The sequence below is a fragment of the Clostridioides sp. LIBA-2809 genome (assembly GCF_056688965.1).
In genome coordinates, this window is the sequence record NZ_CP197004.1 from 757,081 (window position 1) to 768,753 (window position 11,673).

Annotated in this window: 10 protein-coding genes; 9 read left to right on the top strand and 1 reads right to left on the bottom strand. The window is 29.2% G+C overall.

Features of this window, described 5'->3' with window-relative positions:
• Positions 1-6: 6 nt before the first annotated feature.
• The 4 genes from ACTG44_RS03855 to ACTG44_RS03870 all read left to right on the top strand — a co-directional run bounded on the left by ACTG44_RS03855 (position 7) and on the right by ACTG44_RS03870 (position 5,724).
• Positions 7-1,617 carry an ester cyclase gene (locus tag ACTG44_RS03855; protein ID WP_479921337.1) on the top strand — a complete coding sequence of 537 codons (1,611 nt, stop codon included), beginning with the start codon at positions 7-9 and terminating at the stop codon, positions 1,615-1,617.
• A 144-nt stretch (positions 1,618-1,761) separates the two neighbouring features.
• Entirely contained in the window at positions 1,762-3,024 is a 1,263-nt protein-coding gene (locus ACTG44_RS03860) for an MFS transporter (RefSeq protein ID WP_479921338.1), read from the top strand.
• A gap of 44 nt (positions 3,025-3,068) precedes the next feature.
• Positions 3,069-4,667, top strand: coding sequence for a sodium:solute symporter family protein (locus ACTG44_RS03865; RefSeq protein ID WP_479918197.1), 1,599 nt, complete (start codon positions 3,069-3,071; stop codon positions 4,665-4,667).
• 34 nt (positions 4,668-4,701) lie between these two features.
• Positions 4,702-5,724 carry a LacI family DNA-binding transcriptional regulator gene (locus tag ACTG44_RS03870; protein ID WP_021383468.1) on the top strand — a complete coding sequence of 341 codons (1,023 nt, stop codon included), beginning with the start codon at positions 4,702-4,704 and terminating at the stop codon, positions 5,722-5,724.
• A gap of 204 nt (positions 5,725-5,928) precedes the next feature.
• On the opposite strand, the gene ACTG44_RS03875 is transcribed toward ACTG44_RS03870, so the two are convergent.
• Positions 5,929-7,332, bottom strand: a complete 1,404-nt coding sequence (locus tag ACTG44_RS03875) for an ATP-dependent metallopeptidase FtsH/Yme1/Tma family protein (protein ID WP_021383451.1) — start codon at positions 7,330-7,332, stop codon at positions 5,929-5,931.
• Between the two features lie 969 nt (positions 7,333-8,301).
• On the opposite strand from ACTG44_RS03875, the gene infC reads away from it, so the two are divergent.
• From infC to ACTG44_RS03900, 5 genes are all read left to right on the top strand, one after another.
• Positions 8,302-8,793, top strand: coding sequence for a translation initiation factor IF-3 (gene infC / locus ACTG44_RS03880; RefSeq protein ID WP_479918773.1), 492 nt, complete (start codon positions 8,302-8,304; stop codon positions 8,791-8,793).
• Between the two features lie 27 nt (positions 8,794-8,820).
• Positions 8,821-9,015, top strand: coding sequence for a 50S ribosomal protein L35 (gene rpmI / locus ACTG44_RS03885; RefSeq protein ID WP_003429729.1), 195 nt, complete (start codon positions 8,821-8,823; stop codon positions 9,013-9,015).
• Between the two features lie 55 nt (positions 9,016-9,070).
• Complete coding sequence (rplT, locus tag ACTG44_RS03890) at positions 9,071-9,427, top strand: 50S ribosomal protein L20 (protein ID WP_021383519.1); 357 nt, start codon at positions 9,071-9,073, stop codon at positions 9,425-9,427.
• 216 nt (positions 9,428-9,643) lie between these two features.
• Positions 9,644-10,180, top strand: coding sequence for a helix-turn-helix domain-containing protein (locus ACTG44_RS03895; RefSeq protein ID WP_479921339.1), 537 nt, complete (start codon positions 9,644-9,646; stop codon positions 10,178-10,180).
• 171 nt (positions 10,181-10,351) lie between these two features.
• Positions 10,352-11,269: an exopolyphosphatase gene (locus tag ACTG44_RS03900; RefSeq protein ID WP_479921340.1), complete on the top strand. Its 918-nt coding sequence runs from the start codon at positions 10,352-10,354 to the stop codon at positions 11,267-11,269.
• Positions 11,270-11,673 lie beyond the last annotated feature (404 nt).

Sequence of the window (11,673 nt, forward strand, 5' to 3'; positions counted from 1 at the left end):
TATAAAATGATATCCAATAATAAAAATGATGGAATAGTAAAAGAGCAAGAAAAAGAAAGTTCTATAAGTGAGCTTGAATCAGACAAAGTTAAGGAAAGACATAAATCTAAAGTAAATCAAACTAATTTTAGCAATACAGATAAAAATCAAATTACTAATAATGAAACTACTAATAATGGAACTATTGATAATGAAATTACTAAAAATCAAATTACTAATAATGAAACTATTGATAACGAAATTACTAAAAATCAAATTACTAATAATGAAATTACTGATAATGAAACTATTGATAACGAAATTACTAAAAATCAAATTACTAATAATGAAATCGCTGATAATAAAACCATTGATAATGAAATTACTAAAAATCAAATTACTAATAATGGAACTACTGATAATGAAATTACTAAAAATCAAATTACTGATAATGAAACAGGCATACATAAAACTGATGAAGATAAATCTAATATAAATATTACTACTGAAAAAAATGAAAAAGTTGTATTTAAGGGGGAATATAATATGGAGTCTACAAAAATTTACTATGGAGATTCACTAGAAGTAACACCTGTTGGAGTGATGGACTACAATGATTTTTCAAAACAGACAAAAAGGGAGCAAGAAATACCAGGATTTGATTCTAAGTATAGGGATTTTGTAGATTATATTATGAAAATAACTCATAATATTTGGGAAGAAAAAGGTATAGGAGTTATTTATGATACATATCACAACAATGTTACAATGCACTGTGGTTCTTCTAATTTAGTTGGTATTAAAGACGTTATTTCCAATACTCTTCAAACATTACATGCTTTTCCTGATAGAAGATTAATTGGACAAAATGTAATATGGTCTAACTTTGGTGCTGATGGTTTTTTATCTTCTCATCGTGTTTTATCTACAGCAACTAATCTAGGTGATAGTAATTTTGGACCAGCAACAGGTCGAAAAATAAACTTTAGAACTGTAATTGATTGTGCTACAACAAACAATAGAATTCATGAAGAGTGGTTAGTTAGAGATAATTTATGGATTGTTACTCAATTAGGATTAAATCCTCAGGAAGTAGCAAAAGATATGGCAAAAGCAAGTGTATCTAAAGTACTTAGTTTACAATCAACATATGGTATCTGTGAATCTATGGATGGTCAATTTATGCCAGTTAAATACCAAGCGAAAGATGATTCTGTTGGTGAAATGATGCTTGAGATGACAAGTCGTATTTATAATTATAAATATATAAATGAAGTTAAAAAATACTATCATGATAATGCAGTAGTCCATTTTATATGCGATAAAGATTTAAATGGATATGATGAGATACAGGGTATGATTGTAAGTTTACTTGCATCAATTCCAAATGGAAGTTATGAAGTAGAAAGAGTAACCTGTAATCAAAGGGAAAAAAATGAAGGATATGATGTATCTGTAAGATGGAGATTACGTGGAATAAATGAGGGGATAGGTTTTTTTGGACAACCTTCTGGAAAACCTGTAGAGGTAATGGGAATCAATCATTATCATGTACTACAAGGTAAAGTAAAGGAAGAATGGATAACTTTTGATGGTATGGATGTTCTAAAGCAAATGTATATGGGTGTAGAAGAGTAAGTTTATTAGAGTATAAATAGTTTTGAAATCTATATAATGATTATTCTTTTTATAAAATTCGAGAAATGGATGTATATAACAAATAGCAGGATAAATTCTTAGATAAACTATGATTAATATTAAAAAGGGGGATTTATAAAGAATATGAAAACAACAGTTGAGATAGAAAATGATATCATATTAGGAAAGGACTATTCAAACCTAAAAAGAGGAATTGCATTTTTTTCAATTGCTTTAATATACTTTTTTTATTGCTACAATTTTATGGTAGGTACCTTTATTAAACCAACAATGATTTATGCTCTAACAGAGGGTGGATTTGGTTTTTCATTAAGACAAACAGAAGAAATATTTGCTGTGATGTCTTTTGGGACAATTCCAGGTACGTTTATTTTTGGAGTGATTTCTACAAAAATTGGGAAAAAGAGGACTTTGATTAGTGTTGCTTTATTAATTGGACTGACAACATTTATACCAATGTTGTCTCCTACAAATATTATATTATGGAAATTTGCACGTTTGTGTACAGGAGTAGTACTAGGTGGTGTATTTGGAACAGCTATGCCTTTGGTTGCAGATATGTTTCCAAGTAAATATCGTGGTAAATTAGCGGCTATATTAACTGCCTTATTTTCGTTAGCTATGATTTTCGGTGGTAAGGTGTATGGAATCTTGGGTGATGCAAATTGGCAAATATTGATGTATACTGCGATTGTACCACCTATAGTTGGAGCTATCTTGGCAATTTTCTTTGTACCAGATGATTTGGAGTATACAAAAGAATTAGTTAAAAAAGGAAAAGAAACTGGTGAAAGAATTAGCTATATAAGTATGTACAAGGGAAAATACTTATGGATTGGTCTGGGAACAATTCTTTTATCAGGTGCTAATTTTACAGCATATTCAGCATTTTCAAATAATGCAACTACATACTTAGTAACAGGAATTGGAATGACAGCAGCAGTAGCCGGTTCCATATATAGTTTACAAGGAATTGGTCAATTAGTAGGATATTTATTTTGGGGTTCTATAGCAGATAAATTTGGGAGAAAAGTACCTTTTATAGGGATGGCATTAGCAGCAGTGTTTGTTTTTATATATACAAAATTAGGAGGAGACAATATAACAACATTCTACATGATATCAGTATTGTTAGGTCTTGCTGTTGGATATTCTGGAGCATGGGGAGCATACTATACAGAACTATTTCCAAGCAAATATCGTTCATTGTCATCTGGGATTTCGTTTAATGGAGGAAGAATTATATCTACATTTGCAATACCTGCCATAGCTGGTACAGCTTCTGGTACTTTAGGTATGATAACTATCTTTTATATATCAATAGCAGTATTTGTAGCAGGTGCTATTGTATGGTTATTCTTACCAGAAACATTAAACAAGAAGTAATAAAATAATGAAAAATTCTTTTATCACTTAGAAAGGGGTGGCTTATGATTTCATCAATTGATGTATGTATTATAACAGGATATTTGCTGTTAATGTTAGTTATTGGTTATTATTCAGGAAAAGATAATAAAAATCAAGAAGATTATTTCTTAGCAGGTAGGTCAATGCCATGGATTCCAATTGCTTTATCAGTTGCAGCTACTATGATTAGTGCAAATGGCTTTATAGGTGGTCCTGGATGGGCATATATGGATGGAATGTATCCAGTAATGGTTAATATTACAGTACCTTTAGCAATATTTTTTGCACTGAGCGTTACCACCCCAGTTATTTATAGATTAAAGATAACTTCTGTATATGAATATATGGGATTTCGATTGGGAAATTATTCAAGAGGATTAACTATTATTCAATTTTTTATTAATTCATTGATTCAAGCGAGTTCTATGGTATATATACCAGTACTTATTATTCAGATGATTACTGGTTGGCCACTTTATGTTTTAGTTCCAATCGTTGTACTTGTATCAATCATATACACATTATTAGGAGGAATTAAAGCAGTTATATGGACTGATAGTATTCAAATGCTAGTAGTAATAAGTGCTGTATTTATAGTAATTATTACAGCTTTAAAAGGAATGAATCTCAGTTTTTTTGATACATTGCAAATTGCACAACAGAGTGGTAAATTAAATACATTTGATTTTAGCACAGATATTTCAATTACAAATACTTTTTGGGCTACTTTAATTGGTGGAACTATAATGTGGATAAGATATTTCTGTTTTGACCAAGCTCAAGTACAAAGAGTTTTAACATCTAAATCTTTAAACAGTGCAAAAAATTCTTTTGTAGTTAGTGCATTTGTTATGAATTTAGTTTATTACTTTATGTTATTGGTAGGAGTGATTTTATTTGTCTTCTATGATGGAAGAACATTTGAAACTTCAAACGAAATAATGATTACTTTTATTTTGAATGAACTCCCAGTAGGAGCAATTGGAATTATTATTGCAGGTGTGTTTGCAGCAGCAATGTCTAGTATTGACTCTATACTAAATAGTATGACAACTGTTTTTACAAAAGATATTTATGAGTTTTATTTTAAAAAAGATGGTAAAGAATCATCATTAAAAGTAACGATGATTATAACAATGGTTATAGGTGTTGTTATGACAGGTTTCATTATTATGGGATTTGGAGGAAGCATTAAGTCAATTCTTGACCTTGTTGGTAACTATATCTCATACTTTGCTGGACCAGCTACAGGTGCATTTGTACTAGCAATGTTTACATATAAAGCTCATGATAAAGGAGTATCTATTGGCTTTATTGCAGGATTAGTTTTAGGATTTTTTATTTCTAATAAATATAACGTGAGTTGGTTGTGGAATCCAGCAATAGGTGCTACAATAACATTGATATTTGGATATATTTTTAGTATCATTTTAAAAAACAATAATAGTGTAGACGATATTAAAAAATATACTGCATTTGGTATGAGAAGAGACCTTATTTACAAAGAGATGGATAAAGTGGATGGAGTGTCTATACTACCATTTTCTTTAGGGAAGCAAGAATTAATTGTGTTAGCTTTTTTCATCATCCAATATATTATCTTATTTTTAATACAATTTTAAGAAGAAATACTAGATGTTTAAGGAGAAATACTAAATGAATCAAAAAAAAGTTCATTATAATAAATCAGCTACATCAAAAGATGTTGCGAGATTGGCAGGAGTATCTCAATCATCTGTTTCAAGAGCATTTGGTAGTGCAAATGGAAAGGGTGTAAAACCTGAGGTAAGAGAAAAAATTTTTCGTGTAGCAAATGAAATAGGATATGTTCCTAATTTAGTTGCAAGAGGAATGATTAGTGGCAAAACAAATGTTATAGGATTGATAGTTGGTGATAATCTAGGTCCATTTTACAATAGAATTATCAACTTATTTGTAGAAAAAATTCAAGAGATAGGTAAACAATGTCTTGTTTTTAAAGTTCCTAGACAAGAAAGTATAGACAGTATAATTTCAAAAGTGATTCAGTTTCAAGTAGAAGCTGTAATTATTACAGCTTCAGCTATGAATAAGGTTATGGCTGAGACCTGTGAAGAAAATAATATTCCTGTTATTCTTTTTAATCGTTTTATACCTGGTATAAAAATAAGTACAGTCTATGTAGACCCAATTGAAGGTGGAGGAATGGCTGCTGAATATCTGCTTGATAGGGGACACAAAAATATAGGATACATTCAATTTACTAGAGAAACAAGCGAGGAAATGGAAAAGAAAATTGGATTTTATTCTAAGTTAAGACAAAATGGAATTCATAATCTTAAAGAAGAATCTGCAAGTTATGATTATGATTCTGGATATGAAGCAGGGAAAAGAATGTTATCATTACCAAGTCCACCAACAGCGATTTTTTGCACAAGTGACTTGATAGCTATTGGGGTAATGGATGCTGCAAGATTTGAGTATAAATTAAGGATACCAGAAGATTTATCAGTTATAGGGTATGATGATATTCAGATGGCTTCATGGAAAAGTTATAATTTAACAACAATTAGACAGCCACTAGATTTATTAATTGAAAAAACAATTAAGATACTTAAAGCTTTATTAAATGAAGAAAATCATGAATCAGTAGTTGAAATGCTAAAACCTGAATTGATTGAAAGAGGTTCTACAGTTTAAGTGATAGATATCTAAATATATGTTAATGATAATTTTTGTAAAGGAATCTTAGTAAGTAAAAGAATAGGATTTTTATAATTATTCTTGGTTAACATTGGCTGATAATAAACTTTAATGTATTTATGTAAGGGTAATATTTATATTAACAGATAAAATTAAAAGATGAGTCTTAAAGTTGATAAGACTCATCTTTTTAAATTTACATTAGTTTACAGCTTCTTTTCCTATTAAATCTTTCAACTCTTCATGAGTCATAGTTTCTTTTTCAAATAGGAATTTAGAAACAGAATGTAAATCTTCAAGATTATCCTTTAATATCTCTAAAGTTTCCTTATAACAAACTTCAACTATACGATTTGCTTCCTTTTGAATTTTATCACATAAGAAAGTTTTATCATTTCCATCAATAGTCATAAATCCTAAATTACTCATACCATATTCACAAACCATTTGGTTAGCTATCTCAGTAACTTTCTTTAAGTCATCTTTAGCTCCAGTAGATTTATGATTAAATATTAATTCTTCTGACGCTTTTCCTGCAAGTAGTATTTTTATTTTTCCAATCAACTCATCCTTAGTATAAATATATCTATCTTCATCAGGTAATTGAAGAACATAACCTAATGCTTGTCCTCTAGGAACTATAGATATTTTTTGTATAGGACAAATTCCTACTATATCACTTACAAGAGCATGTCCAGCTTCATGATAAGATACTATTTTTTTCTCTTTTTCAACCAATGCAGAGTTTTTAGACTCTAGCCCTGCAATGACTCTTTCAAGTGCCTTATCAAAGTGTTCTGATGTAATGTATTCGCTGTCATCTCTAACTGCAAATATAGCAGCTTCATTTGCTATATTTGAAAGATGGGCTCCATTGAAACCATGAGTTTTTTTAGCTAAAAGTTCTAGATTTACAGATTTGTCTATAGGCTTGTCATCTGTATGTACCTTTAGAATTTCAAATCTAGTATGATAATTTGGTGCACCTATATGAATGTGTCTGTCAAATCTTCCTGGTCTAAGTAAAGCTTCATCTAATAAGTCAAGTCTATTGGTAGCACCTATTATTAATACATTGGAGTCTTTATTAAATCCATCCATTTCAACTAAAAGTTGGTTTAATGTTTGGTCCTTTTCGTTGTTACTTTCAAGATGTCTTTTTGCTCCTACAGCATCTATTTCGTCTATAAATATTATACTTGGAGCTTCTTTTCTAGCTTTTTCAAATAAAGTTCTAACTCTTTTTGCCCCTACACCTACATATTTTTCAACGAACTCTGAACCTGTAACATTGAAAAATGATGAGTTTGTTTCACCAGCTACAGCAGATGCAAGTAAAGTTTTCCCTGTTCCTGGAGGGCCATAAAATAATACCCCTTTAGGTATCTTTGCACCCATTTTTTGATATTTTTGTGGTGACTTCATAAAATCAACTATTTCAAATAGTTCTTCTTTTACTTCGTCTAATCCAGCAACGTCTCTAAATGTAGTCTTTGGTTTTGTAGAAAGTGAATCGTCTGTTTGATTTTCTCTTTCCATTTTTGTTTGTGCAAAGACAGGAACTGGATTGTTGATTTTCTTAAAAAAGTTGTTTAGCATTTTCATATTCACACCTCAGGTAATTAATTATTGTTAATCAATTTTATATTTTCCATATTTACTATTTTTTATTATTTATTTTTCATGGAAAAAATATACATGTTATCTAAATAAAAATAAATTTGTTAAATGTATGAAAAAGTGAATTTGTATGTATATATAGATTGTTTTTATGTATTAAATAAAATGCGACAAATCAAGATAAAATAAAAATGATAAAAAATGTTATATTGTATAGATTAAGGGACATGAAGCATAGTATTATGTATAAAATTAGCTAAGTAAGTTTTTTAGTTATAGTTTTAAAATAATATCGATTTAGGATTATTATATCTTTATCATAAACAAAAAAATTAATATAAATAAAAGGAAGAACTGTTAAATAAGTATTAAAAGGTGGAACTACTGAGTGTGTTAACTAGATATAAAAATTTGAACTATATATCTGTTAAATAAAATAACTGTTAAAAAAAATAGATTTTAAATAAAATTTAGTTGTTAAATAAGATTTAAGGAAATATCTATCTATACTATTATACAAATTGTATAAATAGATAACTTATTAGAGTATCGTATAGAATAATAAGTATGTAGTATATTAGAATCCAATATAGAATTTGTTATGTAGAATACACAGATATAAAAATTTTTATAGTAGAAATCTAAAAATTAATAGCAAAATAGATAGCATGGACATATAATTATTATTAGGAAGAAGTAATTAAATTTTGATAAACTAAAAAAAGTAGTTGCAAATAGTTTGATTAAGTGATATAGTAGATAAGGTAAGAATAAAACAAAGAAGAAGTCCGCTTCTCACCTTACAACGAAGGTTAGTAAGGTAAATATAAGTTAAAGCTTAATTTTAGTTTAAGCTTGTTTAAATTTGGTAACTTATATGGCGGATGATTATATCATTCGCTTTTTATTTTATAAAAAATTTGGAGGTGTCCTACAATTAGCAAAGAATTAGCAATCAATGAACAAATAAAAGATAAGGAAATAAGAGTCCTTTCATCAACAGGTGAACAACTTGGAGTAATGCCTACTAAAGAAGCTCAAGCAATGGCTACTAGCAAAAACTTAGATTTGGTTCAAATCTCGCCAAATGCAAATCCACCAGTATGTAAGATAATGGATTATGGAAAGTTTAGATATGAACAAACGAGAAAAGACAAAGAAGCTAAGAAAAAGCAAAAAAATATAGTTGTAAAGGAAGTAAGACTTAGACCAGGTATTGAACAAAATGATTTAAATACGAAAGCTAATAATGCTATAAAATTCCTTAAAAAGGGAGATAAAGTCAAAGTTGAACTTAGATTTAGAGGAAGAGAATTAGGACATAAAGACATAGGCAAAGAAGTTATGCTTAAGTTTTTAGATATAATAAAAGAGTTTGGAGAACCAACAAAAGCCCCTGCATTTGAGGGTAATAATATGGTTGTAATTATAGATCCAAAAAAATAGATGATTAACTGAGAGGAGGAATTTGTCATGCCTAAAATGAAAACTCATAGAGGTGCAGCAAAGAGATTAAAGAAAACAGGAACTGGAAAGTTAAAGAGAGCTAAAGCTTTTAAAAAACATATATTAACTAAAAAATCTGCAAAAACTAAAATGAACTTAAGAAAATCAACTTTAGTAAGTGATGGAGATGCTAAGAGAATAGCACAATTATTACCATACTAGGATACAGATTATAAATAATAACTATAGAAGAGGGATATAAAAGGAGGTCATAACGATGGCAAGAGTTAAAAAAGCTATGAACGCTCGTAAAAAGCACAAGAAAATATTAAAACTTGCAAAAGGATTCAGAGGATCTAGAAGCAAATTATATAGACCAGCAAATACATTCGTAATGAAAGCATTAAAAAATGCTTATATAGGAAGAAAGTTAAAGAAGAGAGACTTCAGAAAACTTTGGATACAAAGAATAAATGCAGCTGCTAGAATGAATGGAATATCTTATTCAAGATTAATGAATGGATTAAAATTATCTGGTATTGAAGTTAACAGAAAGATGTTATCTGAAATGGCTATACAAGACCCAGAAGGATTTGCAAAATTAGCAGAAGCTGCTAAAGCAAAATTAGCTTAGTATTGAATCATGAAATGTAAAGTCTTTGAGTTATACAAATAATTCAAGGGCTTTTTTATTTTTTGAAAAGTAATTAGTTATTAAAAAATTTTACTGTTATTATTTAACTATAGAAAATGATATTACCCAATGTATAAATTTTCCAAGTAATCTTGAATTGATATTATCAACATGATAATATTATCTTATTAAGAATATTAGGGGAGGTAATGCAATATGAATGATAAGTTGATGGATTGTTTTGTAAACCCAACTAAATGTAAGTTGCTACTTGAGATTTTTTCAAATAACAGAACTACAGCAAAACAGTTAGGCGAAAAATTTCAAGACATATCAAAAGCTACACTCTATCGCTATCTTAATAAAATGCTAGAAGATGACATTATAAAAGTGATTGAAGAAAATAAAATAAGAGGAACTGTTGAAAAAGTATATGCTATGAAGTTGGATATCGCTGATGATGTAAAGAATATTATAAATGAGAATTCTGGAGAAGCATATGCACAGCTATTTACTCAATATATGATGGTATTTTTAAAAGAGTTTTATGAGTATGCTGAAAAAGGGGAAAAGGATATCTTAAAAGATGGTTCGGGATTTTCTGTCTGTCCAGTGTATGCTAGTGTTGATGAGATAGTTGAAGCGAATAAAAAGATTGCTAGTATACTGGAACCTCTTAAAAATAATTTACATGGAGAGGGAAGAAGATTGCACTCTGTAGGATTAATAATTACACCACCTAAAGAATATTAATAGTAATAAAAAGTAACAGTTTGATTTTCATATAAAGCTGTTGCTTTTTTAGTATTTTTATTTCAATGTATGTAATAAAATGTATATCAAGCTGACATATAAAATGATATGATATATTTAAGGAAAAGATTGTATATATATGACATATTTAAAGTAAAGGGGATGAAACTTATGAGGTTAATTACACGTTCTGATTTTGATGGATTAGTATGTGGTGCATTATTAAAAGAAGCAGGTATTATTGATAATTGGAAATTTGCTCATCCTAAGGACTTACAGGATGGATTAGTTGAGGTAACAGAAGATGATTGTCTTGCAAATGTACCATTTGTTGAGGGTTGTGGTCTTTGGTTTGACCATCACTCTAGTGAGTTTGAGAGAAATGAGCTTCTAGGAAAGTATAAAGGTGAAAGTCGTATGGCTCCTTCTTGTGCAAGAATTATTTATGAGTATTATGGTGGAAGTGAAAGATTTCCTCATTTTAATGAGATGTTAGAGGCAGTAGACAAAGTTGATTCTGGAAATCTTACAATAGAAGAAGTACAAAATCCAACTGGATGGATTTTAATTGGTTACCTTATGGACCCAAGGACTGGTCTTGGTCGTTGGAGAAACTTTACCATATCTAACTATCAATTAATGGAAAAGCTAATTGATGCATGTAGAACTTTAAGTACAGAAGAAATTTTAGAATTACCAGATGTAAAAGAACGTATAGATGTTTATTTTGAGCAAACAAGTAAATTTAAAGAGATGATTGCTAAATATACACATGTAGAAGGAGATGTTATCATTTCTGATTTACGTGGAGTTGAGACAATCTACACAGGGAATCGCTTTATGATTTACAGTATGTATCCAGAACAAAACATATCTGCTTGGATTGTAAATGGTAAAGGTGGAAAAGGGTGTTCTGTAGCTGTTGGATATAGTATTTTAAATAGAACTTCTAATGTTGATGTTGGTAGTCTAATGCTTAAGTATGGTGGTGGCGGACATAAAGCTGTTGGAACTTGCCAGTTCAATGATGAGCAAATAGATGAACTACTTCCAAAGTTACTTGATGAACTTGTAAATCCTAAAAAATAATGAATGAATTTATAAATTATAAAAGCTAATATAAATAAAATCGAACTTCTTTGTACCCTTTCACATAAGGTTGTGAAGTGGTACAATGCAGTTCTTTAATATTTTACTAATTGAAATGCCCATACTATCATACCTATAGTAGAAACTGAGCTTAGTATCAGGATTCTCCCATATCTCGTCTTAAATCATATTCATTATTGTACAGCTTTAAATGCACTAAATATACTTGCATACCAAAACATGACTCGTAATCGTTCTATTTAATATAACAACTTAAAATATGATTAAATACAAATAATATAAGGGATAAAATGTATATATTTGAATATAAAATCTGATGCCTAAATGAATGTTGCTCATAATCATATAAACTGCTATAGTTTAAAATAAAGTATGATGTTAAA

Bases quoted from the DNA above. Each gene is read 5' to 3' on its own strand.
- rplT (WP_021383519.1), top strand. From the start codon at position 9,071: ATGGCAAGAGTTAAAAAAGCTATGAACGCTCGTAAAAAGCACAAGAAA.
- ACTG44_RS03855 (WP_479921337.1), top strand. From the start codon at position 7: ATGATATCCAATAATAAAAATGATGGAATAGTAAAAGAGCAAGAAAAA.
- ACTG44_RS03900 (WP_479921340.1), top strand. From the start codon at position 10,352: ATGAGGTTAATTACACGTTCTGATTTTGATGGATTAGTATGTGGTGCA.
- ACTG44_RS03865 (WP_479918197.1), top strand. From the start codon at position 3,069: ATGATTTCATCAATTGATGTATGTATTATAACAGGATATTTGCTGTTA.
- ACTG44_RS03895 (WP_479921339.1), top strand. From the start codon at position 9,644: ATGAATGATAAGTTGATGGATTGTTTTGTAAACCCAACTAAATGTAAG.
- ACTG44_RS03860 (WP_479921338.1), top strand. From the start codon at position 1,762: ATGAAAACAACAGTTGAGATAGAAAATGATATCATATTAGGAAAGGAC.
- ACTG44_RS03875 (WP_021383451.1), bottom strand. From the start codon at position 7,332: ATGAAAATGCTAAACAACTTTTTTAAGAAAATCAACAATCCAGTTCCT.
- ACTG44_RS03870 (WP_021383468.1), top strand. From the start codon at position 4,702: ATGAATCAAAAAAAAGTTCATTATAATAAATCAGCTACATCAAAAGAT.
- rpmI (WP_003429729.1), top strand. From the start codon at position 8,821: ATGCCTAAAATGAAAACTCATAGAGGTGCAGCAAAGAGATTAAAGAAA.